General features: G+C 71.5%; 29 protein-coding genes and 2 pseudogenes. 20 read left to right on the forward strand and 11 right to left on the reverse strand.

Annotated features, from left to right (window positions below; all coding sequences use genetic code 11):
- Positions 1-94: 94 nt before the first annotated feature.
- Positions 95-355: a hypothetical protein gene (locus tag ACT4N7_RS08190; RefSeq protein WP_444828003.1), complete on the reverse strand. Its 261-nt coding sequence runs from the start codon at positions 353-355 to the stop codon at positions 95-97.
- A gap of 155 nt (positions 356-510) precedes the next feature.
- On the opposite strand from ACT4N7_RS08190, the gene ACT4N7_RS08195 reads away from it, so the two are divergent.
- Positions 511-1,344, forward strand: coding sequence for an NmrA family NAD(P)-binding protein (locus ACT4N7_RS08195; protein ID WP_444828004.1), 834 nt, complete (start codon positions 511-513; stop codon positions 1,342-1,344).
- A 9-nt stretch (positions 1,345-1,353) separates the two neighbouring features.
- On the opposite strand, the gene ACT4N7_RS08200 is transcribed toward ACT4N7_RS08195, so the two are convergent.
- Positions 1,354-2,331, reverse strand: a complete 978-nt coding sequence (locus ACT4N7_RS08200; RefSeq protein WP_444828005.1) for an AraC family transcriptional regulator — start codon at positions 2,329-2,331, stop codon at positions 1,354-1,356.
- Between the two features lie 105 nt (positions 2,332-2,436).
- On the opposite strand from ACT4N7_RS08200, the gene ACT4N7_RS08205 reads away from it, so the two are divergent.
- Positions 2,437-2,907, forward strand: coding sequence for an anthrone oxygenase family protein (locus ACT4N7_RS08205; protein WP_444828006.1), 471 nt, complete (start codon positions 2,437-2,439; stop codon positions 2,905-2,907).
- Positions 2,908-3,096: 189 nt separating this feature from the next.
- A complete protein-coding gene (locus ACT4N7_RS08210) occupies positions 3,097-3,435 on the forward strand; it encodes an antibiotic biosynthesis monooxygenase family protein (RefSeq protein WP_444828007.1) in 339 nt (112 codons plus the stop codon).
- Here the strand turns inward: ACT4N7_RS08210 and ACT4N7_RS08215 are convergent.
- Genes ACT4N7_RS08215 through ACT4N7_RS08225 form a run of 3 tightly spaced genes read right to left on the reverse strand, consistent with a single transcriptional unit; the run spans position 3,432 to position 5,786 of the window.
- Positions 3,432-4,082, reverse strand: a complete 651-nt coding sequence (locus ACT4N7_RS08215) for an HD family phosphohydrolase (RefSeq protein WP_444828008.1) — start codon at positions 4,080-4,082, stop codon at positions 3,432-3,434. The two genes, ACT4N7_RS08210 and ACT4N7_RS08215, sit on opposite strands and share 4 nt — an antisense overlap.
- Before the next feature lie 58 nt (positions 4,083-4,140).
- On the reverse strand, positions 4,141-4,782 hold the full coding sequence (locus ACT4N7_RS08220) for a hypothetical protein (protein WP_444828009.1): 642 nt from the start codon (positions 4,780-4,782) through the stop codon (positions 4,141-4,143).
- Positions 4,782-5,786, reverse strand: a complete 1,005-nt coding sequence (locus ACT4N7_RS08225; protein ID WP_444828010.1) for a hypothetical protein — start codon at positions 5,784-5,786, stop codon at positions 4,782-4,784. The genes ACT4N7_RS08220 and ACT4N7_RS08225 overlap by 1 nt, the downstream gene beginning before the upstream one ends.
- Before the next feature lie 162 nt (positions 5,787-5,948).
- Between ACT4N7_RS08225 and ACT4N7_RS08230 the strand changes: the two genes are divergently transcribed.
- Positions 5,949-6,467, forward strand: coding sequence for an FKBP-type peptidyl-prolyl cis-trans isomerase (locus ACT4N7_RS08230; RefSeq protein WP_444828011.1), 519 nt, complete (start codon positions 5,949-5,951; stop codon positions 6,465-6,467).
- Between the two features lie 23 nt (positions 6,468-6,490).
- Positions 6,491-6,964: a MarR family winged helix-turn-helix transcriptional regulator gene (locus tag ACT4N7_RS08235; protein ID WP_444828012.1), complete on the forward strand. Its 474-nt coding sequence runs from the start codon at positions 6,491-6,493 to the stop codon at positions 6,962-6,964.
- 3 nt (positions 6,965-6,967) lie between these two features.
- Here ACT4N7_RS08235 and ACT4N7_RS08240 read toward each other — a convergent pair whose 3' ends face one another.
- The gene (locus ACT4N7_RS08240; protein WP_444828013.1) at positions 6,968-7,939 is read right to left on the reverse strand and encodes a quinone oxidoreductase family protein; all 972 of its coding nucleotides are present in this window, start codon (positions 7,937-7,939) and stop codon (positions 6,968-6,970) included.
- Positions 7,940-8,043: 104 nt separating this feature from the next.
- Here ACT4N7_RS08240 and ACT4N7_RS08245 point away from each other — a divergent pair, with 104 nt between their 5' ends.
- Positions 8,044-8,346: a hypothetical protein gene (locus ACT4N7_RS08245; protein ID WP_444828014.1), complete on the forward strand. Its 303-nt coding sequence runs from the start codon at positions 8,044-8,046 to the stop codon at positions 8,344-8,346.
- Position 8,347: 1 nt separating this feature from the next.
- On the opposite strand, the gene ACT4N7_RS08250 is transcribed toward ACT4N7_RS08245, so the two are convergent.
- A complete protein-coding gene (locus ACT4N7_RS08250) occupies positions 8,348-9,301 on the reverse strand; it encodes a COX15/CtaA family protein (protein WP_444828015.1) in 954 nt (317 codons plus the stop codon).
- A gap of 320 nt (positions 9,302-9,621) precedes the next feature.
- Between ACT4N7_RS08250 and ACT4N7_RS08255 the strand changes: the two genes are divergently transcribed.
- The 4 genes from ACT4N7_RS08255 to ACT4N7_RS08270 are packed head-to-tail and all read left to right on the forward strand — an operon-like array spanning position 9,622 to position 12,184.
- Entirely contained in the window at positions 9,622-10,047 is a 426-nt protein-coding gene (locus ACT4N7_RS08255; protein WP_444828016.1) for a helix-turn-helix domain-containing protein, read from the forward strand.
- A 49-nt stretch (positions 10,048-10,096) separates the two neighbouring features.
- A complete protein-coding gene (locus tag ACT4N7_RS08260; protein WP_444828017.1) occupies positions 10,097-10,630 on the forward strand; it encodes a hypothetical protein in 534 nt (177 codons plus the stop codon).
- Positions 10,623-11,813, forward strand: coding sequence for an MAB_1171c family putative transporter (locus tag ACT4N7_RS08265; protein WP_444828018.1), 1,191 nt, complete (start codon positions 10,623-10,625; stop codon positions 11,811-11,813). The genes ACT4N7_RS08260 and ACT4N7_RS08265 overlap by 8 nt, the downstream gene beginning before the upstream one ends.
- Positions 11,810-12,184, forward strand: coding sequence for a DoxX family protein (locus tag ACT4N7_RS08270; protein ID WP_444828019.1), 375 nt, complete (start codon positions 11,810-11,812; stop codon positions 12,182-12,184). Before ACT4N7_RS08265 ends, ACT4N7_RS08270 begins: the two co-directional genes overlap by 4 nt.
- Before the next feature lie 3 nt (positions 12,185-12,187).
- Here the strand turns inward: ACT4N7_RS08270 and ACT4N7_RS08275 are convergent, their stop codons facing one another.
- From ACT4N7_RS08275 to mptB, 3 genes are read right to left on the reverse strand one after another with little or no spacing between them, the layout of a single operon-like run.
- Positions 12,188-12,973, reverse strand: a complete 786-nt coding sequence (locus tag ACT4N7_RS08275; protein WP_444828020.1) for an ABC transporter permease — start codon at positions 12,971-12,973, stop codon at positions 12,188-12,190.
- Positions 12,970-13,896, reverse strand: a complete 927-nt coding sequence (locus tag ACT4N7_RS08280) for an ABC transporter ATP-binding protein (protein WP_444828021.1) — start codon at positions 13,894-13,896, stop codon at positions 12,970-12,972. The genes ACT4N7_RS08275 and ACT4N7_RS08280 overlap by 4 nt, the downstream gene beginning before the upstream one ends.
- Positions 13,897-13,907: 11 nt before the next feature.
- On the reverse strand, positions 13,908-15,536 hold the full coding sequence (gene mptB / locus ACT4N7_RS08285) for a polyprenol phosphomannose-dependent alpha 1,6 mannosyltransferase MptB (protein ID WP_444828022.1): 1,629 nt from the start codon (positions 15,534-15,536) through the stop codon (positions 13,908-13,910).
- Positions 15,537-15,631: 95 nt separating this feature from the next.
- Between mptB and ACT4N7_RS08290 the strand changes: the two genes are divergently transcribed.
- The 10 genes and pseudogenes from ACT4N7_RS08290 to mug all read left to right on the forward strand — a co-directional run bounded on the left by ACT4N7_RS08290 (position 15,632) and on the right by mug (position 24,480).
- Positions 15,632-16,402: a helix-turn-helix transcriptional regulator gene (locus ACT4N7_RS08290; protein WP_444828023.1), complete on the forward strand. Its 771-nt coding sequence runs from the start codon at positions 15,632-15,634 to the stop codon at positions 16,400-16,402.
- Positions 16,399-17,976, forward strand: a pseudogene (locus ACT4N7_RS08295) (LAGLIDADG family homing endonuclease); the annotation flags it as partial. The gene ACT4N7_RS08290 and the pseudogene ACT4N7_RS08295, both read left to right, overlap by 4 nt.
- Positions 17,977-19,005, forward strand: a pseudogene (sufB, locus tag ACT4N7_RS08300) (Fe-S cluster assembly protein SufB); the annotation flags it as partial.
- Positions 19,006-19,035: 30 nt separating this feature from the next.
- Positions 19,036-20,181: a Fe-S cluster assembly protein SufD gene (gene sufD / locus ACT4N7_RS08305; protein ID WP_444828024.1), complete on the forward strand. Its 1,146-nt coding sequence runs from the start codon at positions 19,036-19,038 to the stop codon at positions 20,179-20,181.
- A gap of 52 nt (positions 20,182-20,233) precedes the next feature.
- Positions 20,234-20,563 (forward strand): non-heme iron oxygenase ferredoxin subunit, encoded by a 330-nt coding sequence (locus ACT4N7_RS08310; protein ID WP_444828025.1) that lies wholly within the window; start codon positions 20,234-20,236, stop codon positions 20,561-20,563.
- A gap of 26 nt (positions 20,564-20,589) precedes the next feature.
- Positions 20,590-21,363: a Fe-S cluster assembly ATPase SufC gene (gene sufC, locus ACT4N7_RS08315; RefSeq protein WP_444828026.1), complete on the forward strand. Its 774-nt coding sequence runs from the start codon at positions 20,590-20,592 to the stop codon at positions 21,361-21,363.
- A gap of 46 nt (positions 21,364-21,409) precedes the next feature.
- Positions 21,410-22,705: a cysteine desulfurase gene (locus tag ACT4N7_RS08320; RefSeq protein WP_444828027.1), complete on the forward strand. Its 1,296-nt coding sequence runs from the start codon at positions 21,410-21,412 to the stop codon at positions 22,703-22,705.
- Positions 22,705-23,163, forward strand: a complete 459-nt coding sequence (gene sufU / locus ACT4N7_RS08325; protein WP_444828028.1) for a Fe-S cluster assembly sulfur transfer protein SufU — start codon at positions 22,705-22,707, stop codon at positions 23,161-23,163. The genes ACT4N7_RS08320 and sufU overlap by 1 nt, the downstream gene beginning before the upstream one ends.
- Positions 23,160-23,546, forward strand: coding sequence for a metal-sulfur cluster assembly factor (locus ACT4N7_RS08330; protein ID WP_444828029.1), 387 nt, complete (start codon positions 23,160-23,162; stop codon positions 23,544-23,546). Before sufU ends, ACT4N7_RS08330 begins: the two co-directional genes overlap by 4 nt.
- Positions 23,547-23,916: 370 nt before the next feature.
- A complete protein-coding gene (gene mug / locus ACT4N7_RS08335) occupies positions 23,917-24,480 on the forward strand; it encodes a G/U mismatch-specific DNA glycosylase (protein ID WP_444828030.1) in 564 nt (187 codons plus the stop codon).
- A gap of 3 nt (positions 24,481-24,483) precedes the next feature.
- Here mug and ACT4N7_RS08340 read toward each other — a convergent pair whose 3' ends face one another.
- Positions 24,484-25,614, reverse strand: a complete 1,131-nt coding sequence (locus ACT4N7_RS08340; protein ID WP_444828031.1) for a lycopene cyclase family protein — start codon at positions 25,612-25,614, stop codon at positions 24,484-24,486.
- Between the last annotated feature and the right edge of the window lie 9 nt (positions 25,615-25,623).

The following is a 25,623-nucleotide window of genomic DNA, read 5'->3' on the forward strand; positions in this document are numbered from 1 at the left end:
CTCATCAGGTAGTTCGGCCTGCCGCCCGCCGTGTCGAGCGGGGACGGTCCGGTGACCGCGAGTCCGATCGGGGTACCGGCGCGCTCCGAGATCGTCAGAGCCGGACCGAGTATCCCTCAGCGGCGGTGATGCTCGCGTGGACCGTGGCCTGGGCGGCCGCGAGGGTCTGCAGCGCCTCCGCCAGCAGCCCGTACGCCTGGGCGACATCGGGTTGACCGCTGCCCTGCGTGGCCATCATCAGCGCGCTGCGCGACTCGTCGAGTTGCAGCGCGGCCTGGGTGATCGCGGCGATTCCCGCTTGCGCCTTCTCGGTCGCCACCGCGATCCCGGCACGGATCTCCTCAACGCCAGCCATGGGGGCAGAGGTTAGTGCTGATGATCTCCATCCGCCGCACCGGGTGGGTCCCTCTCAACCGATCGTGTCACCGGCCGAGCTGTGTAGACGAACACGCATGCTCGTGCGGCTTTCGACCATGGACTGTCTCAGGCGCTTCGGATTGACTGGTGCGCATGGACGAGCAGACACCGACACCCGACCCAATCCTGGTGACCGGCGGCACCGGTAAGACCGGCCGCCGCGTCGCCGCCCGACTGACCGCGCGCGGCCTGCCCGTGCGCGTCGGCTCCCGCGCCGCGACCCCACCGTTCGACTGGGCCGAACCGTCGACCTGGGAGCCCGCCGTGCGGGGCGTCGGATCGGCCTACCTCAACTACTACCCGGGCTTCGGCTTCCCCGGCGCCGTCGCGGTCGTGACCGAGTTCTGCGCGGTCGCGGTCGAGGCGGGGGTGCGGCGGCTGGTGCTGCTCTCCGGCCGCGGCGAGGCGGAGTCCCAGGCGGCCGAGCGCGCCGTGCGGGACAGCGGTGCACAGTGGACAGTCGTGCGGGCGAGTTGGTTCAACCAGAACTTCACCGAGGACTTCCTGCTCGACGCCGTGCTGGCGGGCGAGATCGCGTTGCCCGCCGGGGACGTGGTCGAGGCGTTCGTCGACGTCGATGACATCGCCGACGTGGCCGTCGCCGCGCTGACCGAGGACCGGCACGCCCGCGAGGTCTACGAGCTGTCCGGGCCGCGGCTGCTCGGCTTCCACGACGTGGCCGCCGAAATCGCCAAGGCTACCGGCCGTGCGGTGCGGTACGTCCCGCTCTCCACCGGGCAGTACGCCGCCACGCAGCGCGAGATGGGCCTGCCCGCGGACTTCGTGGAGCTGTTCGGCAAGGTCGTCATGACCCTCGACGGCCGCAACGCGAGCCTGACCGACGGCGTTCAGCGGGCGCTGGGCCGCGCGCCGAAGGACTTCTCCGACTTCGCCAGCGAGGCCGCCGAGAGCGGCGCCTGGACCTGATGAGGGGCTTCAGGTCGCCTGCGCGGTGCTCTCGGTCGGCACCCGGTGGCGCAGGTAGTCCTGGGGGCTCATGCCGCGCACCCGCTTGAAGGCGGCGCTGAGCGCGAACGAGCTGCCGTAGCCGACTTTCCTTGCCACGGAACCGATCGTGGCGGCGGGCTCACGCAGCAGGTCGGCGGCCAAGGCCAGGCGCAGGCTGGTGAGGTAGGCCATCGGCGGTTCGCCGACTAGCGCGGTGAACCGGCGGGCCAGCGCGGCCCGGGACACCCCGGTGCGGGTGGCCACGCTCGCCACCGTCCAAGGGTGCGCGGGGTCGTCGTGCAGCATCCGCAGCGCGGCGCCCACCACCGGGTCGTGCTGGGCCCGGTACCACGCGGGGGCGCCCGCGCCGGGGCTGGCCAGCCAGGACCGCAGCACGCTCACCAGGACCAGGTCGAGAATGCGGTCGAGGACCAGCTCCTGGCCGGGCTCGGCCTTGACAATCTCGTTCTCCAGCAAGGAGACCAGCGCACTGTCGCCCGCGTCGACCGGGCGCACCAGCACCGGCGGCAGCGAGTCGAACAGCCGCTGGCCGATCTCGCGCTGGAGCTGGTAGGTGCCGCTCAGCATGATCGTCTCGCCGGAGCTGTCGGCGCCCCAGGTGCGCACGCCGAGGTCTTTGCCGTCGCCGATGTCGCGGCCGTCGACCGTGGTGCAGCGCGGTCCGGGATGGACGATCACCTGCGGCGGCGTGTCCGGTCGGTCCGCGATCGTGTACGGGGTGGGGCCGCGCATGACCGCCACCTCGCCCGGGCGCAGCGGCACCGGCCGACCGTCGTCCGGGATCACCCACGCCTCGCCCCGGGCCATGGTGACCAGCGACAGCGGCGCGCGGTCCTCGATGCGCATGGACCACGGCGGACTCAGGATCGACCGGAGCAGGAAGGCCCCGCGCGCCCGCGGTCCGTCCAGCAGCCCGGCCAGGGTGTCGTCGGCCAGTGTCGGCATACTGCGCAGCGTAGACGTTCGCGCATGGATTCGCGGCGAACAACCATGGACCGTCTGCCCGGCTGTCGGTTTGACTGGTCACCGGATCTCAGGAAGGCGGGGCGGATGACCGAGGTGACGCTGGTGCTCGCGACGATCACGACCGGCTTGATGGCCGGCCTGTTCTTCGCCTATTCCTGCTCGGTGATGCCCGCCCTGCGCGGCGCGGGCGACCGCGAGTTCATCGACGCCATGCGGCGGATCAACCGCGCCATCCAGAACGGTGTCTTCCTGCTGGCGTTCGGCGGCGCGCTGCTGGCAGGCGGCGCCGCCGTGGTGCTGGATCTGCTCGACGGAGCCGGATTCGACCCCCTGACCCCGACCGGCGTCGCGCTGTACGTGGTCACGGTGGCGATCACCTTCGGCATCAACATCCCACTGAACAACCGCCTCGACGCCGCGGGCGACCCGGACCGGATCGCCGACCCGGCGGCGGTCCGGCGTGCCTTCGAGGCGCGGTGGGTGCGGTGGAACACCGTGCGCACGCTCGCCTCCACAGCCGGATTCGCCTGCCTCTGCGCGGCTTTGGCGTCCTAGTCGGGTATAACCCCACGCGATGGCCAAGTGGGATTACCCCGACCGGCCCGGTTCGCGCAGGATTGCCCGTGGGTGAGCACGGACCGCCACAGGAGCCACTCAGTCGATTCCGTGTTCGCCACCGGCCCCGCCACCGTCCAACGCCCTCGGTGGTGGGGTCGGTCGTCGTGTGCGGGTTGAATGGTCGGCATGGACACCGGGGATCTCACCGCCACACCCGAACCGCCGTACTACGCGGTGGTCTTCACCTCCCGCCTCGGCGCAGACGACGAGGGCTACGACGCGGCGGCCGACCGGATGTTCGAGCTGGTCCAGACCACCCCCGGCTTCCTGGGCGCCGACGCGGCGCGCGGGGCGGACCGCGTCGGCATCACCGTCGCCTACTTCCGCGACGAGCCGAGCATCCGCGCCTGGCGCGACGAGCCCGAGCACGCCGCCACCCGGGCTCGTGGCCGGGCGCACTGGTACGACGCGTTCGAGGTACGGGTGGCCAAAGTCGAACGCGCCTACGGTTTCCGCCGTGCTTAGCCGACCGCGGTGAGCAGCCGCTCGACGGTGGGGTCGTCGAGGGACTCGCGGATGCATTGCCACAGCTCCAGATTCGCGGTGGCCCACCGGGAGTAGCTCGCGGCGGCGGCGGGGGAGTAGAAGTAGAACCCGCTGTCGTGCACGCCGCGCTGTTCGCCGACGATCTTGTCCGCCAGTTCGCGCAGACTCACGCCGTTCTCGGCCAGGTACCGGTGGGCCAGCACCACCGGGGTGACCGGCAGCGCCTTGAACAGCGTGTCCGCGTCGCTGAGGGCCTGGGCCTCCAGGGAGATGTCGCGGTGCCTGGTGCGCATCTCCGCCTCGTCCACGAGTGCGTCGACCCAGTCGATCACCGACGGGGTGACGCCAGCGCCCGCGAGGATGGCGCGGCGCAGGCCGCTGCCCTCGGCGGCGGCGGAATTGCGACGCACCAGGTAGTTCACGTCGTGCACCAGGGCCGCGGCCCGCACCACCGACACCTCCGCGCCGTTGCACCGGGCGAACTCGGCGGCCTTGTCCCGGACGAAGCTCACGTGGTGCCACCCGTGGAAGGGCAGCCGCTCGGCGTGGCGCAGGCACAGGGTGCGCACGCGCCCCTCGACCTCGGCCATCGCCTTCGCCGGGACCGCGTCATCGGACGTGGACATGCCGACCCCTCCCGTTCCCCGTGTCTAGAACAGCCGGGTGGGGTGATGGTAATGGCTCTCAGATTCGCCTGGTCAGCTCCTCCAGTCGGGCCTCGACGGGCACGTGCCGGTGCCCGGTGCGGGTGGCGGGGTCGAACGACAGGCTCCACGGGGTGACCGGTCGCGACTTCACCAGAAACGTCATGGTGCCGTCGGCGGCATGGGGGATGCGGTGGAACTCGTCGGCCAGGACCAGCCCGGAGGTACCGACGCCGCACTCCCGGCGCCCGGTGAGGGTGGCCGCGCAGACCAGTCCGGTGTCCCGGTCGACGGTCGCGGTGAACCGCTCGTGCAGGTAGTTCCCGCCCAGGATGACCGTGCAGAAGTGGTAGCGGTGGTTGTGCACCGAGTCGGCGTAGCCGGGCCGCCAGTCGCGCTGCGGTTTGTACTCGTGCAGCCAGAAGGTGAACGGCTCCCGCGCGCGGTCGCGCAGGCACCACGCGAAGTGCGTCGTGGTCTCCCGGGAGCGCTCGACCATCGCGGTGGCCGCCGCCGGGTCCAGGCTCGCCAAGTGCCCGCGCAGCACCGATCTCAGGTCGGGATCGGCCACCCAGGACCCGAAGGTCCGGTGCGCCGCGGCCCAGCGCCGGTCGGCGGTTTCCGTGCCGCGCATCCGGTCGGCTAGCTCGGACAGCGGCGCAACACCGGTTCGCGCGGGCATCAGCTCTCCAGCTCGGCTTTGGTGGAGAATTCCTGTCGGAAGGCGTGAAACTTCGCCTCCAGCGCGTGGAACTGCTCCTCGGACAGGGCGCTGCCGGTCACCTTCGTGAAGTGCGCGAGGAACTCCGCGCGGCTGGTGTCCGGCGTGATCACGAACCGCCGGGCACCGCGCGCGGTGCGCAGGCGGCCGAAGTCGGCGCGCTCCATGGTGTAGATGAACGACCCCGTGGAGAACCGCAGCGTGCGCGGGTAGAGCGACGGCACACCCGCCACGTCGCTGTAGAGGGTGATCCACACGCTGTCGTCGAACATCTCCAGCCGGTCCAGCGGCGGATCGGCGATCACCGTGACGTCGATGGCCGTGCACCGGCCGCGCGCCAGGTACAGCCCGACGAGGCCGATGCGGATCTCCTCGTGCAGGGTGGCCTGGATGCCTTCGTAGTCGGCGTCGACGCCCTGGTTGCGCACCAGGTGCCGGGCCCGGCCGCTGATCGCGGTGCGCTCGCGCGGATCGGCGACGACCGCGCGCACCTCCCACTCCGCGCGCGAGTGCAGCAGCCGCACCGCGGCGTGCCTGCCGGAGAAGCCGCGGAACCAGAACTGCCTGGTGGCACTGAGATCGCGCATCATCAGCGCGTTGAACGCAGGGTCGGGATCGGTGGTCGCCTCGAACACGTGGGTGGGGAAGAACTCCTGGTTCAGCGAGCGGTATTCGTCGGACAGCTCCCGCAGGGCGCGTCTGCTCTCCTCGATCACGGGGCCCACCATCGCCCGCTGTGACGCGCTGGCGGTGATCAGCGTCTGGCCGAACCCGACGACGGCGGACACCATGGTGCCGGTGGCGAGCGCGGTGAGCAGGTTCTTCGCGGTGCCGGGGTCGAGGCCGTCCGCGGCCCACATCGACGAACCCGACACCACGAGCAGGATCAGCAGCAGCAGACCGGTCCGGGTCCAGAACAGCTCCTGGATCGGATGAGTGCGGATGCCCTTGGCGTCCGCGGGCACGGTTGGTCACCTCCTCGGGGCACTCGCTCGGCCGGATGCAAGCAGTGTCCGAGCGGGCGCGCCGAGTTACTTTACGCGCTGTGGTCCCTGCGTGGATTGCGAAATTCGGGTGAGCCCGGGGTCACGGTCGAGCCACGCACGGTGCCGAATAAGCTCGCCGCCATGCGTATTGCGGGGAAGATCACGATCGCGGTGGCGGCGGCGGCGAGCCTGGTCGCGTGCGGCGACTCCGAGCAGGCGGCGCCGAGCGGCGGGGGCGGCGGCACGGCCGTCGAGTGCACCGCCGAGGACATCAAGGTCTCCGGCGGGCTCGACGCCAAGCCGCAGATCACCATGCCCACCACCTGTTCCGCGCCCAAGGCGCTGCTGAGCAAGGATCTCGTCGCGGGCTCCGGCCCCGAGGTCAAGGCGGGCTCGTCGATGCTCACCCACTACGTGCTCGTCACGTGGTCGAACAAGCAGGAGAAGGACTCGTCCTGGAAGCGCGGCGAGCCCTTCCCGCTGGACAACGTCGGCCAGGCCCGGGTGATCGACGGCTGGAACGAGGGCCTCATCGGGATCAAGCAGGGCACCCGCAGGCTGCTGGTCGTCCCGCCGGAGAAGGGCTACGGCCCTGGCGGCAACGGCATCGCGCCCAACGAGACCCTGGTGTTCGTGATCGACGCCGTCGAGGTGACCTGAGCCGGGACGACAGGGATCCACGCGTGACCGACGGTGCGGCGGGCCAGGGCTCGGTCGAGTCCTGGCCGACCGGACGGCTGCTGTCGGTGGCCGCCCGGCTCGTGGAGCACTCCTGGCAGGAGTTTCTCGCCGCCCGCGGGCTCACCCACGCCGGGCTGATCGGGCTGCACCTGCTGGCGGCGGGCCCGCAGTCGCAGCGGGCGTTGGCGCGGGGTGCGAAGGTCACCGACCAGACGATGGGCCGCACGGTGGAACGCCTGGCGCGGGCGGGTTTCGTCCGGCGCGACGCCGACCCGGCCGACCGCAGACGCGTGCTGGTGGCCGTCACCGACGCGGGCCGCGCCCTGCACCAGGAGGTGCTGCGCGCGGAGACCGCCGACCCGGTCCTCGGTGCGCTGCGCGATCACGAGTCGTTCCGGCTCCAGCTTGTCGAGTTGGTCAACGCGCTGGGCGCCGACCGCGCGAACCGGGTCCGGGTGACCGACGTGTTCGACTGACCGTCAGGGCAGCAGCAGCAGTTTCCCGGTGCTGCGTCGGCCTTCCAGGTCCTCGTGCGCCTGCCGGGCCCGCGCCAGCGGATACCGGCCGCCGACCCGGACGTCCAGCGACCCGGCGGCGATCGCGTCGAACAGCTCGCCCGTGCGCCACCGCAGCTCGTCTGGGGTCGCCAGGTGGTCGGCGAGTTTCGGGCGGGTGAGGAACACCGAGCCCGCCTGGTTGAGCCGCTGCGGGTCGACCGGCGGCACCGCGCCGCTCGCCGCGCCGAACAGGGCGAGCGTGCCGCGCCTGCGCAGCACCGACAGACTGGCGTCGAACGTCGTCCTGCCCACGCCGTCGTACACCGCGGCGACGCCCGCGCCGCCGGTCAGCTCGCGGGTGCGGGCCGCGAAGTCCTGCTCGGTGTAGCGGATCACCTCGTCGGCACCCGCCGCGCGCGCCAGCCGCTCTTTGTCCACAGTGGACACCGTGCCGAGCACCCGCGCGCCGTGCGCCTTGGCCAACTGCACCAGCAGCAGCCCGACCCCACCCGCGGCGGCGTGCACCAGCACCGTGTCGCCGACGGCCACCGGATAGGTCGACGTCACCAGGTAGTGCGCGGTGAGCCCCTGCAGCATCGCGGCCGCCGCCGTCTCGTCGGACACCCCGTCGGGCACCGGCACCGCCGAGGACGCCTTGACCACGGCGTACTCCGCGTAGCTGCCCAGCGCGTCCGCCCACGCGACCCGGTCGCCGACCGCCACGTCGGTGACGTCGGCCCCCAGTGCCTCGACCGTGCCCGCGCCCTCCAAGCCGAGCACGACCGGCAGCGGCAGCGGGTAGAGCCCCGTGCGGTGGTAGGTGTCGATGAAGTTCACCCCGGCCGCCGCGACCCGCACCAGCACCTCGCCCGGACCGGGCTCGCGCGGCTCGACGTCGGTGTGGGTCAGGACATCGGGCCCGCCGAGTTCGGACACCAGGACTGCCTTGGGCACGGCACGCTCCAATCTGGACGACACTTCCGCGGTCCCAGCATGCCCCAGTGGGCCCGGTCACGGTCGCACGGTGGGCGGGCGGGCCAGGTTCTAGGATCGTCTGCGTGGCTGACGAGAACACGCAGGTCCCCGCCCCGGCGCTGAAGGCCGCGACCGCCTTCGTGGCGGCCCACGGCAAACCCGCCCGCGCGGTGGTCGAACACCTCGGCCGCGCGGGTGCCCGCGTGGTGCTCGTCGGCGCGGACGGTGCGCTCGGCGACGTGCTCGTGGCCGACCCGGCGACCGGTGCGGCGCTGGTCGAGCGGGTCGAGGGGCTGGAGAAATCCGACTGGGACCGCGAGACGGTGGCCGCGGCCAAGATCGGCGCGGGTCACCGCCGCAGGATGGCCGCCCGCTTCCGGGGCTGAGTCAGGCCGCGAGTGCCCGCTCGGCCTCGGCCGGGACCCGCGGCCGCACGCGCGTGGCGCACCAGAGGTTCGCCGTGGCGACGATCACCGTCATCGCGCCGAGCACGTGCAGCGACACCAGCAGTTCGGGCACACCGGTCCAGTACTGCACGAACCCCAGCGTGCCCTGCCCCAGCACGACCGCGACAAGCACCAGGTAGCGCCGCCACAGGGTCCTGGGTGGCGCCGAGCGCAGCAGGTAGCCGACCGCGAGCAGCATCCCCAGGAAGACGAACAGCACCGCGGCGTGCGCGTGCGCCAGCGTCTGTACCGGCAGGCCGAGCCGCGGGGTCAGCGGGTCGCCCGCGTGCGGACCCGCCCCGGTGACCATCGTGCCGACCAGCAGCAGCGCGCCGAGCACCGCGACCAGGGCCACGAGCAGCCGCGGCAGCGCGTCCGGGCCGACCCGCTCCGCCGGGCCGTCGCCCTCGTCCACCGCGTGGACCAGCAGCACCGCGAGCCAGACCATCACCGCGGACACCAGGAAGTGCACCGCGACGGTCCACCACAGCAGGTCGAGCCGCACGGTGGCGCCGCCGATCAGCGCCTGCAGCGCCACGCCCAGCGGCATCGCCAGCGCGAGGCGCACGTAGTGGCGCCTGCGCGGCCGGTCGAGGTAGGCCAGCGCGAACGCGGCGATGGCGACGAAGCCGACCAGGCCGGTGAGCAGCCGGTTGCCGAACTCGATCCACTGGTTGAGGGCCGCGAACTCGGCGTGGTCGACCGGGATGAGACTGCCGGGGTGGCACTGCGGCCAGGTGGGGCAGCCCAGGCCGGACCCGGTGACCCGGACCACGGACCCGGTCACCGCGATGAGCGCCTGGGTGACTACCACGGCGACGGCCACCGCGCGCTGCGTGCGCACGCCTGCCCCGGGGAGGCGGTCGATCCGGGACTTCAGCGATTCCAACGGCACGCGCCGATCGTAGGCCCGGGCGCTTGGGCCGCTGTTACCGGGCGCGGCCGCTCATCGTGGGCTGTTCAGGGAAAGTGTGGCCATCTTCGCGAACCGCACCCACGCGGCGATCATGGCGCACTACACTTCGCTGTCGGAGGACGAACTCCCCCATCGTCTTCCGCTGAGCTGCCGCCGGACGGGTCGACCCCCCACGATCCGTCCGGCGGTAGCGTTCCCCCACACGGGTGAACCTATCCTTCTCGGGTGGGGGTTTCAACAGTAGTGCAATCGCCCGTACGTGTGCGCGACAAGTGTCGAACGCCCTGGGGAGGGGTGTGATGGACGCCGGGACCACCCTGGCCGACAAGCTCAACCGGCTGGTCGCGACCGTGCATCCGGCGGGCCGCGGCCCGTTCACCAACGAGGAGATCGCCGCCGCGATCCGCGCGGAGCAGGGCGTCGAGGTCACCCACAGCGCGATCTCGGCCTGGCGGCGCGGCACCCGCGACAACCCCACCTTCCGCCACTTGGCCGCGCTGGCGAAGTTCTTCGGCATCCCGATCGGCTACTTCTCCGACGACGCCGAGGCCGCCCGCCTCGACGAACAGCTCGACCTGGTCGCCGCCTGGCGCGACGCCCAGATCCGGGCGATCGCGATGCGCGCGGGGGAGCTGTCCGCGGCAGGCCGCGCCGCGATCCTGGAGATGGCGAACCGGGTGTGCGAGATCGAGCGCGGGGCGGGGAAGCCGCCGGACCGCCGGTGAACAGACCATGAGCGAGCTTGCGAGCGAATCAGTGTTGCAGGGTGTCCGCGTGAGTGCCGCGGACAGACGGGCCTATCGCGCGCTGCGGAAGCGGCTGCGCGGACTGCTCGGCGAGATCGGCGTGCCGCGCCCGTGGGACCTGGCCGAGTTCTGCGACCGGGTGGCGCGCCACCGCGGCCGCCCCATCCACCTGGTGCCTGCCGAACTGCCCCCGGGCGCCCCCGACGGCGCGTGGCTCGCGGGCCCGACCGTCGACGTGATCGTCTATGACGCCGACACCACGATCCTGCGCGCCGAGCACATCGTCTGCCACGAGCTGGGCCACATCCTGCTCGGCCACCGCGGCGCGGGCCTCGGCCCCGAGCTGACCCCCGACGTCTCCCCGGAACTGCTGCACCGCATGGGCGTACTGCACCGCGCGGGCTACGCGGACGCCCAGGAGCAGGAGGCCGAGGTCGCCGCGTCGCTGATCTGGAAGCTGGCGGGCCGCACCCTGGTCGCCCCGCGCCGCGCGCTCGACCCGGCGCAGGCCGAGGTGGTCGACCGGTTCGCCGAACTGCTGGAGCGCGACCGCGATGGCTGAACTCCTGCACTTCGTGGTCATCGGCGTCACCCTGCTCGCCCTCGGTTACAAGAGCGTCGACCTGGTGCGCGCGCCCCGCCCGGGCCTGTGGGCGCTGTGGTCGGCGCTGCTGCTGCTCGCGGTCGCCCTGATCCTGGGGCACGCGCGGGTCGGCGGGCCGATCGACCGCGCCGTCGCGGGCCTGGGCTGGCTTATCCAGCACGAGCTGGTCTTCGGCGGACTGTTCGCCCTGCAAGTGTTCTACGTCTGCTCGACGCACGCGCCGAACCTGGTCCGCCGCGCGGTGCTGGGCCGGGCCGCGGTCGTCGGGGCGGGCGCGGTGCTGCTGCTCGCCGCGTGGGCGGTGAGCCAGGCCGTCGAGGGACCGGACTGGGGGCGCGTCCAGTGGGCGGCGCAACCGTGGGCGGCGGTGGCCAACCTGGCGTTCGTCAGCGGGGTCGCGGTGACCCTCGCGCTCAACGCGCGGCTCACCGCGCACTGGGCGCGGGTGGCCGACCGGCGGTGGCTGCGCCGCGGGCTGCGGCTGGTCACCGTGGGCGGGTGGCTCTCGCTGGGCTGGGCGGCGAGCCGGGCCGCGGTCATCGTGGCCGCCATGGCAGGCGTCCGACTGCCGTGGGACCCGCAGGTGGTCGAGCTGGTGTGGCTGCTGGCCGGGCTGTCCACCGGCCTGGCCGGGATCACGTTGCCCGCGTGGGCGCCCCGCGCGGCCGCGGCCTGGCACTGGCTCGCGCACTACCGGTCCTACCGCAGGCTCGCGCCGCTGTGGCGGGCGCTGCGGGCCGCGACGCCCACCATCGCGCTCGGCTCGCCCGCGCCGTGGTGGCACCTGGAGTACCGGCTCTACCGGCGGGTGATCGAGATCTGGGACGGCCGCGCGGCGCTGCGCGCGCACGTCGACCCCGCGGTGATCGCCCGCGCTGTCCACACTGGTCGCTCGGCAGGTCTCGACGGCGCCGCGCTGGCCGCCGCCGCGGAGGCCGCCGGACTCGTGGATGCCTTGCACGGCAAGCGAATCGGCCGCGCGCCGGTAGCCGAAGCGGCCGGCCGGGCGCGTCGGGGGAGCCGGGTGCTGGCCGACGAGGTGGCGTGGCTGGAGCGGGTCGCGGCGGCAATCCGCTGGCAGCCGGGCCCGGTCGGCGATACGGTCGGCGCCCCAGCCCTCGGTCGAGGAGGATCTCCGTGAATGTCGTCGTGTGGATCGTGCAGGGTGTGCTCGCCGCGGTGTTCCTCGGCGCGGGCGCCATGAAACTCTTCCAGCCCCGGGCCAAGCTGATGGCCGACCCGAAAATGGGCTGGGCGGGCGACTTCTCCGACTCGATGGTCAAGACCATCGGCGCGCTGGAGATTCTGGCCGCGATCGGGCTCGTGCTGCCCTGGCTCACCGGGATCGCAAAGGTGCTCACCCCACTGGCCGCGGTCGGCCTGGTGCTGATGATGATCGGCGCCGTGGTCGTGCACGTGCGGCGCAAGGAGAACGCGGCGGTGCCGCCCGGCGTCGTGCTCGGGCTGCTGGCCGCGTTCGTCGCGTGGGCCCGCTTCGGCGGCGTGGCCTAGGTTTCAGACCAGTTTGGTGGTGCGGGTCGCGAGCAGGCCCGCACCACCGCCCCACGCCAGCAGCGTCACGACCGACTGCCAGGTCGGCGCCGTACCGTCGACGAGCGCGTCGGTCAGTCCCTCGGTCAGCGCCGCGGACGGCAGCAGCCGCACCACGTCGGCCATGCTCGCGGGCAACGAGTCCGCGGCGACGATCACACCGCCCGCGAGCAGCAGCACGAACCACACCACGTTCGCCAGCGCCAGCACCACCTCGGCCTTGAGCGCCCCGCCGAGCAGCACACCCAGCGCGCCGAAGGCCAGCGTGCCCAGCACCACCAGCAGCACCGTCCACAGCAGACCGACCGGCGACGGCGACCAGCCCAGCGGCACCGCCGCGGCGGCCAGCACGAGCACCTGTAGCGCCACCACGACCAGACAACCCAGCACCCGCCCCGCCACCAGCAGCCAGCGGGGGAGCGCGGTCGCGGCGAGGCGCTTGAGGACGCCGTAGCGGCGGTCGAAACCCAGCGCGATCGCCTGCCCGGTGAACGCCGAGGACATCACCGCGAGCGCGAAGATCCGCGGCGTCACCGAGTCGACCCGGGGCTCGGCCATGTCGATGATGTCCAGCAGGCTCAGCCCGACCAGCAGCGTCAGCGGGATGAGCAGGGTCAGCAGCACCTGCTCGCCGTGCCGCAGGGTCAGCGTGGCCTCGGTGCGCGCGTGCGTCAGCAGCATCCGCAGCGGCCTGCCCGGCCCGGGGGCGGGGGTGAAGGTGCCTGGGGCGAACCGCCCGGCGTCGGTCATGGGCGCAGCTCCCGTCCGGTCAGCTCCAGGAACACGTCCTCCAGGCTGCGCCTGCCCACGGTCAGCTCCTCGGCCAGCACCCCCTGCTGCGCGCACCACGCGGTCACCGTCGAGACGACCTGCGGGTCCACCACCCCGGTCACCAGGTACCAGCCCGCGGTCGGCTCGGTCACCTGACAGCCCTCGGGCAGCGCCGCCGCCAGCAGCGCCGTGCCCAGCCCGGCCTTCGCGCGGAACCGGAGCTGCGCCCCGTCCGGCCGCTCGGCGGTCAGCTCGCGCGGGCTGCCCTGGGCCACCACCCGCCCGTGGTCGATGATCACCACCTGGTCGGCCAGCGCCTCGGCCTCGTCCATCAGGTGCGTGGTGAGCAGCACGCTCACCCCGTCCGCGCGCAGGGCGCCGACCAGCTCCCACACCAGCCGCCGGGCCTGCGGGTCCATCCCCGCGGTGGGCTCGTCGAGGAACACCACCTCCGGGCGCCCGATCAGCGCGCAGGCCAGCGAGAGCCGCTGCTGCTGGCCGCCGGAGAGCCGTTTGTACGGGGTGCGGGCCGCGCTCGCCAGGCCGAGTACGTCGATCAGCCACGCCGGGTCGAGCGGATTCGCCGCGCAGGCCGCCACCAGGGTCAGCATCTCGCCCACGCGCACACCGGGGTAGGCGCCGCCGCCCTGGGGCATCACGCCCATCCGGGGCCGCAGCCGCTCGCCGTCGACGGCCGGGTCGATGCCGAGCACGCGCACCTCGCCCGCGTCGCGGCGCAGGAAGCCCTCGCACACCTCGACGGTGGTCGTCTTGCCCGCGCCGTTGGGGCCGAGCAGGGCCAGCACGGACCCGCTCGCCAGGGTGAAGCCGAGACCGTCGACGGCTGTTGTCGACCCGTAACGCTTGACCAGGCCGGACACCTCGACGGCGGGCGCACTCACGACTGGGAAGCCTAGGGCATGGCCTGGGGGGCGCCGCCGGTCACCTTGTCGGCGGGCGCCCGCTCCTCACGCGGCAGGTACCGCCACACCGCCGCGAGCGCGAGCAGGGTGACCGCCGCGGCGCCGATGTAGGTGTAGGGGAGCACGAACACGCGGCCGTCGAAGGTGGCCCCGGTCGGCGCCAGCGCGACCGCCAGCGCGGCGCTGATGAGCATCGCCGCGGTGCGGAACTTCGTGTTGCCCGCCGCCGCGGCCAGTGGCACCGCCGCCCACAGCAGGTACCAGGGCTGCACCGTCGCGCCGAACACGAGCACGGCGCCCAGCGCCACGCCCAGCCCGGTGAGCGGACGCAGCCGCCAGCGGAAGCTGTCCATCAGCAGTTTCGCCGCGATCAGCGGACCGATCACCGCGCCGACCAGCCTGCTGACCGTGATCGCGGCGTCGATGTGGTTGCCGAGGCCGAGCAGGATGCCCATGCCGCCCGCGCCGAAGCCCAGCGCGGTCATCGGCGCCATCCAGCTCTTGATCGTGGCGGCCGTGTTGAGCGTGCTCACCCAGCCGTAGCCCAGCCCACTGCCCAACGACGCCGCGGTGAGCACGACCAGGAACACCACGCCCAGCCCGCCCGCCACGCCGAACAGGTGTTTCCACTTCCCGCCCAGCCTGCGCGCGATCATCACGCCGAGGAACCCCAGCGCCAGCGCGGCCGGGATCTTCACCGCCGCGCCGAGCGTGATCACCGCGGCGCCGATGGCGTACCAGAGCAGCTCACCGCGCTGCCACGGCGGGAACGGCCCGTCCGGGGTCACCCTGGCCATCCTGCTCAGCGCCAGCTCGAAACCGACCAGCATCAGGCCGATCGCCAGCGCCTCGTTGTGCACGCCGACCACCAGGTGGAACAGCACCAGCGGGTTCGCCGCGCCCAGCCACAGCGCGCTCACCGGGCTCACCCCGAACCGCCGCGCCAGCCGGGGCAGCGCCCACACGGCCATCGCCAGCCCGAGCAGTGCCAGCATCCGGTGCGCCGCCACGCCCATCACCACGTGGTCGCCGGTCAGCCAGCTCACCGCCTGGCCCAGGGTGAGGAACAGCGGCCCGTACGGCGACGGGGTCTCCCGCCACATCGTGGGCACGCCCTGGGTCAGCGGGTGGTTGATGCCCAGCGCCTGCGCCGGGCCGACCGTGTACGGGTCCAGCCCGAGCGCCACGATCTCGCTCTGCGCCAGGTAGCTGTAGACGTCGCGGCTGAAGCTCGGCACGGTGAACACCAGCGGCGCGATCCACATGACCAGCGTGCGGGCCATCTGCGGTACCGACACCACCCGCGCGCGACCCGGCCGCGACAGCCTGCCCAGCCCCAGCCAGGCGAGCACGATCATGAACACACCGCTGAACGCGATGGCCAGCGACACCGTGGTCATCCGGCTGAACAGGCCCAGCACCGGGAGCCGGAACACCGGGTTGAACACCGGCGCCGCCCCCGCGCCGAGCGAGCCGACGGCCAGCAGCAGCGCGCCCACCGTGCCGAACCGGCGCACCACGTCGAGCTGTTTGCGCTCGGCGGCGTTCAGTGCCCCCGCCTCGCCGTCGGCCGTGTCCGGCCGCGCCGCGCCGCGCCGTTCCGTCTCTCCCGCCACCACGTTCGGCAGGGTAGTCGTGCGGTTCCCGGGTGAGGGCGGTCACCTCGATCCACCCTGCCTTTGCCGACTCGACCGAAATAAGACACACTTGTGTTGTGAAAAAGACCGCCCCCGCTCCACGCGCCCCGGAGGAGACCCCTGGTCCCTTCGCGGCCGGGCAGCAGGCCGACGGCCGCACCAGACACGGTGTGGCCCGGCTGCTGCTGGAACAGGGACCGGTCAGGGCGACCACGATCGCCGAGGCGCTCCGGCTGAGCCCCACCGCCGTCCGCAGGCACCTGGACGCACTGGTCGCCGACGGGGAGGCGTACACCCGAGACGCCCCCCGCCTCGGCCACCGGGGCCGCGGCCGCCCGGCGAAGCTCTTCCTGCTCACCGAGTCCGGCCGGTCCCGGTTCGGGCACGCCTACGACGACCTCGCGATCTCCGCCCTGCGCTTCCTCGCCGAGAGCGGGGGAGAGCAGGCGGTCCGCGCGTTCGCCGAACGCCGGGTGGCCATCCTGGTCGACCGGCACCGCGGCGCCGTGACCGCACCGGGAAACCCCGCGGCGCGCGCCGAGGCACTTGCCACGGCGCTGTCGCGGGAGGGCTACGCTGCGTCGACGCGCAGTGTCGGCGCGGGGGAGCAGCTCTGCCAGCACCATTGCCCGGTCGCGCACGTGGCCGCGGAGTTCCCCCAGCTCTGCGAGGTCGAGACGGCGGCGTTCGCCGACCTGCTCGGCACCCACGTGCAGCGACTGGCGACCATCGCGCGCGGTGACGCCGCGTGCACGACGCACGTCCCGCTCGCGCCTGCCGGGGACCCCCCGAGTCCGCGTTCCGGCGCCACCGCACCACCCGTTCCGCATGGAGGGAAGGCCCGATGACTGCCGCTGCCGAGCAGCGCACCACCACGTCAGTGCCCCTGTCCCAGGAAGAGACCCTGGACACGTTCGGCCGATACGAATACGGCTGGGCCGACTCGGACACCGCGGGGGCAGGTGCTCAGCGCGGCCTCTCCGAGGCCGTCGTCCGGGACATCTCGGACAAGAAGTCCGAGCCGGAGTGGATGCTGGAGTCCCGGCTCAAGGGGCTGCAGCTCTTCGACCGCAAGCCGATGCCGAGCTGGGGCGCGGACCTGTCGGGGATCGACTTCGACAACATCAAGTACTTCGTGCGGTCCACCGAGAAGCAGGCCCAGTCCTGGGACGACCTGCCGGCGGACATCAAGAACACCTACGACAAGCTGGGCATCCCGGAGGCCGAGAAGGCCCGCCTGGTGTCCGGCGTCGCGGCGCAGTACGAGTGCCTCGCCGGTGACAGTCTCGTGTGGACGGCCAACCGCGGCCAGGTCTACATCAAGGAAATCGAGCCCGGCGACCTGGTCTTCGCCTATGACGAGGATGCTCGACGGTTTGTCGTCGCGCCGGTGAAGGGTGCCGCGCAGACCGACGTCAAGCAGACCTACGCGGTACGGACCACGAGGCGGAGCATTCGGACGACCGACAACCACCCGATGCTCGTGCTCCGAGACGAGCGCAAGCCGGGCAGGCAGCGGGCTCGATTCGTGCGGAGTTGGGTCACCGTCGGAGATCTGCGGCCTGGAGACTTCATCGCTGTTCCCCGTCAGTTGCCCGAGTTCGGCGAAGCGTACGACCTGCCTGAGTTGGTGACCGGCGGCCATCACCTGGAAAGCCCCGTTCATGGCCCGGACAAGTCGACGGTGGACTTGATGTGGTTGCTCGGGTTGTTCATCGGCGATGGAAACCTGCATCTGTCGGCCAAGACCTACCGCGTTCAGTTCGCGATCCCGGCGACGGATGTCGAACTTCGGGCTGAACTCGCCCGAGTGGTGTCGGACTTGTTCGGGCTGTCGGCCATCGAGTCCGACGAGTACCGCGTCGTGGTGAACTCCAAGGCATTGACGGAGTGGATCACCGACCTCGGTTTCGCGGGCCTGGCAATGACCAAACGGGTTCCCGACTGGGTTTACGCCCTTCCGCTCGACCAGCGGCTCGCGTTCCTGGGCGGTTGGGTCGACGCCGACGGGTATGTCGGCCCCCAGCGCAGCGGCTCGGTACTGCTGACGTGCGCGAATCAGGCGCTGATCGAACAAGCCCGGGAACTGGTGGAGTTGTCCGGCTTGCGGGCGGGCGGGCCGTGGTCGTCTACACAGCCATACCGGCACGCACCCGAGCGCATCCAGACGGCGTGGCGGTTGGGAATCAGCGGCGACTTCGAACAACTCGGCTGTCGCAACCCCAAGCGTGTCGAGCGGTTCGGGCGTCGTGTGTATAGCCACAACTCGACCGGCGCGAACGGCACGACGATTCGCGCGCATTGCGACGAATGGCTGGGGTTCGAACGAGTCAAGGCGATCGAGCCGTACGAGATCGAGCCGGTGTACGACATCGAGGTCGACGGCCCGCACAACTTCGTGGCCGAGGGACTTGTGGTGCACAATTCCGAAGTGGTCTATCACCAGATCAACGAGGAACTTGAGAAGCAGGGTGTCATCTTCCTCGACACCGACACCGCGCTCAAGGAGCACCCGGAGCTGTTCGCCGAGTACTACGGATCGGTGATCCCGCACGGGGACAACAAGTTCTCCGCCCTCAACGGCGCGGTCTGGTCCGGCGGCTCGTTCATCTACGTGCCCAAGGGCGTGCACGTGGAGATTCCGCTGCAGGCGTACTTCCGCATCAACACCGAGAACATGGGCCAGTTCGAGCGCACGCTGATCATCGTCGACGAGGGTGCCTACGTGCACTACGTCGAGGGCTGCACCGCGCCGATCTACTCCTCGGACTCGCTGCACTCCGCGGTCGTGGAGATCATCGTCAAGAAGGGCGGCCGCTGCCGCTACACGACCATCCAGAACTGGTCGAACAACGTCTACAACCTGGTCACCAAGCGCGCCAAGGCCGAAGAGGGCGCGACCATGGAGTGGATCGACGGCAACATCGGCTCCAAGGTCACCATGAAGTACCCGGCGGTGTTCCTGATGGGCGAGCACGCGCACGGCGAGGTGCTTTCCATCGCCTTCGCGGGCGAGGGCCAGCACCAGGACGCGGGCGCCAAGATGGTCCACCTCGCGCCGCACACGACCTCGAAGATCGAGTCGAAGTCGGTGGCGCGCGGCGGCGGCCGCACGTCCTACCGCGGCCTGGTCCAGGTCAACAAGCGGGCGCACCACTCGAAGTCCACGGTCAAGTGCGACGCGCTGCTGGTCGACACGATCAGCCGCTCGGACACCTACCCGTACGTCGACATCCGCGAGGACGACGTGCAGATGGGCCACGAGGCCACGGTGTCCAAGGTCAGCGACGACCAACTGTTCTACCTGATGTCGCGCGGCCTGTCCGAGGACGAGGCCATGGCGATGATCGTGCGCGGGTTCATCGAGCCCATCGCGCGCGAGCTGCCCATGGAGTACGCCCTCGAACTGAACCGCCTGATCGAGCTGCAGATGGAAGGGGCCGTCGGCTAAATGACGACAGCACAGCCGATGTCACCTGTCGTGGGATCGCATTCGCACGGTGCCCGCGTTCCCGAGGCGTCTCGCGCCGAGTGGTTCACCTCGTTCGACGTCGCCGCGTTCGAGGTGCCCTCCGGTCGCGAGGAGATCTGGCGCTTCACCCCGATGAAGCGCCTCGCGGGCCTGCACACCGGGGTCGCGGCCACCGGTTCCGTCGCCGTGTCGGTGGACGCCGCGCCCGAGGTCTCCGTGGAGACCGTCGAGCGCGGCGACTCCCGGCTCGGTGTGGCGGGCGTGCCCGCCGACCGGGTCGCGGCCCAGGCGTACAGCTCGTTCACCGAGGCCACCGTGCTGACCGTGGCCAAGGAGGTCCGCGCGTCCGCGCCGACCACGGTCACCGTCACCGGCCCGGGTGCGGGCAAGGTCGCCTACGGGCACCTGCAGGTGCGCGCCGAGCGGTTCGCCGAGGCCGTCGTGGTCCTCGACCACCGCGGGTCCGGCGTCTACGCGGACAATGTGGAGTTCGTCCTCGACGACGGCGCCAAGCTCACCGTGGTGTCCATTCAGGACTGGGCCGACGACGTGGTGCACGTCTCCGCGCACCACGCCAGGATCGGCCGCGACGCGCTGCTGCGGCACACCGTGGTCACCCTCGGCGGCGACCTCGTGCGGGTGTCCCCGACGGTCGCGTTCGCCGAGCGGGGCGGCGAGGTCGACCTGACCGGGCTGTACTTCGCCGACGCGGGCCAGCATTTCGAGCACCGCACGTTCGTCGACCACGCCAAGCCGCACTGCACGTCGAATGTGACGTACAAGGGCGCGCTGCAGGGACAGGACGCGCACACCGTGTGGATCGGCGACGTGCTGATCCGCGCGGCCGCCGAGGGCACCCAGACCTACGAGCTCAACCGGAACCTGGTCCTCACCGACGGCGCCCGCGCCGACTCGGTGCCGAACCTGGAGATCGAGACCGGCGAGATCGCGGGAGCCGGGCACGCCAGCGCTACCGGCCGGTTCGATGACGAGCAGCTTTTCTACCTGCAGGCCCGCGGCATTCCCGAGCGCCAGGCGCGCAGGCTGGTCGTGCGCGGCTTCTTCCACGAGCTGTTGATGAAGATCGAGGTCCCCGCGGTGCGCGAGCGCCTGGAGGCCGCGATCGAGGCCGAGCTGGAAGCTGTCGGAGTATGAGGCCCGCCGGCGAGATGAGCACCGCCGACGTACTTGTCGCCGCGGAGGCGAGATGAGCAGAGCGTGTGCACTGTCCGATCTGGACGACGGCAAGCCGTTCGCCGTCGAGGTCGACGATGTGGCCGTGGTGCTGGTGCGCCAGGGCGATGTCGTGCACGCGCTGCGCGACGAGTGTTCGCACGCCGAACTGTCCCTTTCGGAGGGTGAGCTGACCAGCAGGGGTCTGGAGTGCTGGCTGCACGGGTCGTGTTTCGACCTGCGCACCGGTGCTCCGTCCTCGCCGCCTGCCACGGAACCGGTGGATGTGTTCCCCGTGACGCTGATCGGCGGTGACGTCCACGTGGACGTCTCTGTTTCCACCAACCGCGATACCAAGAACTGACTGCCCAACAGGAGAACGAAGCAGACATGGCCACGCTGGAGATCAAGGACCTGCACGTCTCGGTCAGCACCGACGATGGTCCCAAGGAGATCCTCAAGGGTGTCGACCTGACCGTGCGGGCGGGCGAGACGCACGCGATCATGGGGCCCAACGGGTCCGGCAAGTCCACGCTGTCCTACGCGGTCGCCGGCCACCCCAAGTACGAGGTGACCTCCGGCTCGATCACCCTCGACGGCGAGGACGTGCTGGCGATGGCGGTCGATGAGCGGGCCCGCGCGGGCTTGTTCCTCGCCATGCAGTACCCGGTCGAGGTGCCCGGCGTGTCGATGTCCAACTTCCTGCGCACCGCGGCCACCGCGATCCGCGGCGAGGCCCCGAAGCTGCGGCACTGGGTCAAGGAGGTCAAGGAGTCGATGCGGGAACTCGACATCGATCCCGCCTTCGCCGAGCGCAGCGTCAACGAGGGTTTCTCCGGCGGTGAGAAGAAGCGGCACGAGATCCTGCAGCTCGCCCTGCTTCAGCCGAAGATCGCCATCCTGGACGAGACCGACTCCGGCCTCGATGTCGACGCGCTGCGCGTGGTGTCCGAAGGGGTCAACCGGTTCAAGGAGTCCGGCGAGGTGGGCGTGCTGCTGATCACGCATTACACCCGCATCCTGCGCCACATCACCCCGGATTTCGTGCACGTTTTCGCGGGTGGGCGGATTGTCGAGTCGGGCGGCTCCGAGCTGGCCGACGTGCTGGAGGCCGATGGCTACGTGAAGTACGCCGGTACCCAGGAAGCGGCGGGCATCGCCTGACGTTGTCACTGGTAGAGCGAAGCCAACCCAGACAGGAGGTGCGCGCGTGACCACGGTGACAGCGCCACTGGACGTCGACACGCTGCGGGCCGACTGCGTGATCCTCGGCCGCACGGTGCGCGACGGCAAACGCCTGGTGTACCTGGATTCCGGCGCGACCTCGCAGCGGCCCGGCCAGGTGCTCGACGCCGAGCGGGCGTTCCTGGAGCAGCACAACGCGGCCGTGCACCGCGGCGCGCACCAGCTCGCCGAGGAGGCGACGGACGCCTACGAGGCCGCCCGCGCCCGGATCGCCGGGTTCGTCGGCGTCGCCGCGGACGAGGTGGTGTTCACCAAGAACGCCACCGAGGGCATCAACCTGGTCGCCTACGCCATGGGCAACGCTTCGACCGCTGGCCCCGAGTCGGCGCGGTTCGTGCTCGGCCCCGGCGACGAGATCGTGGTCACCGAGATGGAGCACCACGCGAACCTGGTGCCGTGGCAGCAGCTCGCGCACCGCACCGGCGCCACGCTGCGCTGGTTCGGCGTCACCGACGACGGTCGGCTCGATCTGTCCACTATGGACGAGTTGGTCAACGCCCGGACCAAGGTCGTGGCGTTCACCCATCAGTCCAATGTGCTCGGTACGGTCAACCCGGTCGCGTCGATCGTCGCGCGGGCAAGGGAAGTCGGCGCCCTGACGGTGCTCGACGCGTGCCAGTCGGTCCCGCATTCCGCAGTGGACTTCGCCGCGCTGGGTGTGGACTTCGCGGTGTTCTCCGGCCACAAGATGCTCGGCCCGTCCGGCATCGGCGTGCTCTACGGGCGGCGCGAACTGCTGGGCGCGATGCCGCCGTTCCTCACCGGTGGGTCGATGATCGAGATGGTCGAGATGGCCCGCTCGACGTTCGCCCCGCCGCCGCAGCGGTTCGAGGCCGGGGTACCGATGACGTCGCAGGCGGTCGGCCTCGGCGCGGCGGTGGACTACTTGTCGGTCGTCGGCATCGATCGGATCGCCGAGCACGAGCACGGGCTGACCGTGGCCGCGCTGGCGGGTCTGGCGGAGATCCCGGGTGTCCGGGTGCTCGGGCCGACCCTGGACGCGTCCGGCGAGGTGGCCCAGCGCGGCGGCGCGGTGTCGTTCGTCATCGACGGCGTCCACCCGCACGACGCGGGCCAGGTGCTCGACAACGAGGGCATCGCCGTGCGCGTCGGCCACCACTGCGCGTGGCCGCTGCACCGGCGGCTCGGGGTGCCCGCCAGCATCCGGGCGAGTTTCTATCTGTACAACGACCTCCGCGACGTCGCCGCCCTGCTTGATGGCGTGCGGGAGGCCCGGCGGTTCTTCGGGGTGAGCGGCTGATGCAGTTGCAGCAGATGTACCAGGAGATCATCCTGGACCACTACAAGAACCCGCACGGCCGCGGCCTGCGCGACCCGTACGACGCCGAGTCCTTCCAGGTGAACCCCACCTGCGGCGACGAGGTCACCCTGCGCGTCAAGCTCGACGGCGACTCGGTGGCCGATGTGTCCTATGAGGGGCAGGGCTGCTCGATCAGCCAGGCGTCGACGTCGGTGCTCACCGATCTGGTGGTCGGCCGAACTGTCCACGATGCACTGTCCACTATGGACGCTTTTGTGGCGCTGATCCAGGGCCGCGGCAAGGTCGAGCCGGACGAGGACGTGCTGGAGGACGGCATCGCCTTCGCGGGGGTGGCGAAGTACCCGGCGCGGGTGAAGTGCGCCCTGCTGGGGTGGATGGCTTTCAAGGACGCGGTGGCCCGCGCGAACGGGTCGCCCAACGGAATGGGAACGCGATGAGCGACGAAGCCACCGACGAGATCCAACGCGGCGCCGCGGGCATGCCCGAGTTGGCCCCCAGCGCGGACCTGGCCTCCTTGGACGACCTCGAAGAAGCCATGCGCGACGTGGTCGACCCCGAGTTGGGGATCAACGTGGTCGACCTTGGCCTGGTCTACGACATTCGGGTGGAGGACGGCAACACCGCCATCATCGACATGACCTTGACGTCGGCGGCCTGCCCCCTGACCGATGTCATCGAAGACCAGACCCGAGCGGCCCTCACCGGCGGCGGCCTGGTCCAGGACTTCAGGATCAACTGGGTCTGGATGCCCCCCTGGGGCCCCGAAAAGATCACCGACGACGGTCGGGAGCAGTTGCGCGCCCTGGGCTTCACCGTCTGATCGTCGAACTGATCCCGCGCTGATCCCCAGCGGTGGGCAGCGCCGACTGACCTGATCCAGCCGAACTCCCCGACCACTTCCCGGTCGGGGAGTTCGGCGTTCCCGTGCCTTGTTCTTCCTCTTCTTCAAATTTGGGCCCGATATCCTGCTTTCGCTATCTACTATCAAGATATCGGATAGTTGTCGAAAAGGGAACGACGCACCGTGGAGATACGAGCGAGCAACTACAGAACCGGGGTGGGAACAAGCGCCCGGAGACCGTGGAGCACCACCGTGCCGTATCGGAAGATGCGGCATGCTGCGGCTGATCGCGTGAATCCGGGGCGAGCGCGCCCTACGGCGGTGGCGGCGGTGATCGACTTCTGTTCCCATGGGTGTCGTGCCTCGACCCACGCGTGAGCAACTCGCCGCGGCTCGGGACCGGGCGATCCCCGATGTCCTCGTGCCCGGGCTGGACGTCCTGTTCTGCGGTATCAACCCCGGCCTCTACTCCGGGGCGACCGGCCACCACTTCGCCCGGCCCGGCAACCGGTTCTGGCCCGCCCTGCACCTGGCGGGCTTCACCCCACGCCAACTGCGACCCGAGGAACAGCACCGATTACCAGAGTTCGGGCTCGGCGTGACCAACCTCGTCGCCCGCGCCACCGCCCGGGCCGACGAACTCGACGCCCACGAACTCACCGCGGGCGGCGCGCGGCTGCGGCAAGTGGTGGCCGAGTACGCCCCCCGAACTGTGGCCATCGTCGGGATCACCGCGTATCGGACCGCGTTCGGCGCGCCCAAAGCGGTGGTCGGCCCGCAGCCCGTGCCAATCGGCACCGCCGGAGTGTGGGTGCTGCCCAACCCGAGCGGCCTCAACGCCCACTACCAACTCGACAGCCTCGCCGCCCAGTTCCGAGCTCTCCGCCAGTCCCTGGACCACTCGACCGACTGAGCCCTACCGCGCCGCCACCATCGCCGCGCGGACTCGCCACGGTGCGCGCCGGAACAGCGCGGCCATCGCCGCCGCGGTTCCGCGCACGTCCTCCCGCCCGCTGAGGTACGCCCGCTGCAGATCGTCCGGCAGCGCGAAGAACTCGGCGAAGAACTCCGGCACCCGCTCAGCAGGCAGAGCCAGCAGCGTCCGCAACCCACGTCGCCGCAGTGCGTGCACGGCCCGCGCCGCGGGCGACCACACAGCCGCACGGCCCGCCGCCGACGCGGCGAGCGGGCCGCGGGGGAGTGCGCGGGCGATGGCGTCGGCCACCCGGGGCGCGGTCAGCAGCGCATCGGCCACGCTGTACCCGGTGGCCGGGTGGATCATCCCCGCCGCCACCCCGAACGGCACCGCCCCGCGCCGCCACACCGGGGGCACCGGCACGTCCAAGGCGAACCGCACCCGCTCGACCGTGTCCGCGTCAGCCCGGATACCGGCCGCGGCGAGCCGGGCGATCAGCCGCGACCGCAGCTCGTCCAGCCCGAGACCCGGCCGACGGGCCAGGGACGTCTCCTCCAGCAGGACCCGCCCGCCCGGCAGCGGTACCGCGTAGAGGAACGTCGACCCGCACCACCGCATGAACACCGCCTCACCGGGCGCCACCAGCCCGGCGGCGCTCGCGGCGGGCACCATCAGCCCATACGCGGTCTGCTCCGCCCGGGTCCCACGCGGCGGCCCGCCGGACAGCACCCGCCGGGCGCCGCTCGCGTCGATGACCACCGCGCCCGCCAGGCGTGCGCCCGAGGCGAGCGCCACCGTGGCCCCACGCGGTCCGTACGCCGCCGACACCACCCGATCCATCACGGTCGCAAGTGGACTCCGGGTGAACGCTGACAGCACGGAGTCGTTGTCCAGCACCGCATATCCCCGCGCGAGCGACCTGCCCGCCGCGTGCACGGCCGAGGCAGGCAGCACGGTCGACCCAGGCGGCAGGGCGGCGCACTGGTCGGCCCAGAGTCCGTAGGTCGCGGGCCAGCGCGCGTGCGGGTCCGGGTCGACCAGGGCCGTGTGCAGTCCACGCCGCGCGCACCCATCAGCGACCGCCCACCCGGCAGGCCCAGCCCCGACGACGATCACGTCAACCGATCCCACGCCACGATC

The sequence above is a fragment of the Actinokineospora sp. genome (assembly GCF_052390155.1).
Classification (GTDB): domain Bacteria; phylum Actinomycetota; class Actinomycetes; order Mycobacteriales; family Pseudonocardiaceae; genus Actinokineospora.